Here is a 578-nt window from a genome sequence, read left to right as displayed (position 1 = left end):
ACTGGACTAACGGTGACGTTTCCGACGATTAAGCGTCGACTAAAAGAGCGCCATTGGGTTTGGAAACGCTGTCGGCGCAGCCTCAAGGAAAAACAAGACCCTGCAGCCTTCGAAGAAGGACAACGGGTGTTGAATGCCTTGCAAGCCAAGGAAGTGTCAGGTGAGATCGATTTATTTTATATGGATGAAAGTGGCTTTAATGTGGATGGTTGCATCCCTTACGCGTGGCAACGCCAGGAAAAAACGCTGGCTCTGCCCGCCAATACGCCAGGCCGTGTCAATGTCATTGGTTTGATGAGTCGCCAAGGAACAAGCTATTTTCATTCGGTCGAAACGCCTGTCACCTCATCGGTAGTTGCAGAAGCAATGGCGGCTTTTATTCAGTCTCGTCCTGCAAATAAATTGACGGTCGTCATCATGGACAATGCACCTGTTCACCGAAAAGCGGAGCGAGAAAATCAGGCGACTTGGCTGTCGGGGCATGTTTGGGTGTGGTTTTTGCCAACCTATTCGCCGGAATTGAATCTCATTGAAATACTATGGAAGAAAATAAAATACGAGTGGCTACCTTGGGCTGC

General features: G+C 49.0%; 1 protein-coding gene. It reads left to right on the top strand.

Annotated features, from left to right (window positions below; all coding sequences use genetic code 11):
* Positions 1-578, top strand: a 578-nt coding sequence (locus NP590_RS20475; RefSeq protein ID WP_256604600.1) for an IS630 family transposase, incomplete at both ends; no start/stop codon positions are given.

Source organism: Methylomonas subterranea (assembly GCF_024505185.1).
GTDB lineage: Bacteria > Pseudomonadota > Gammaproteobacteria > Methylococcales > Methylomonadaceae > Methylomonas > Methylomonas subterranea.
Note: the sequence above shows the minus strand (reverse complement) of the source record. Positions and strands in the feature narration are given on the sequence as shown.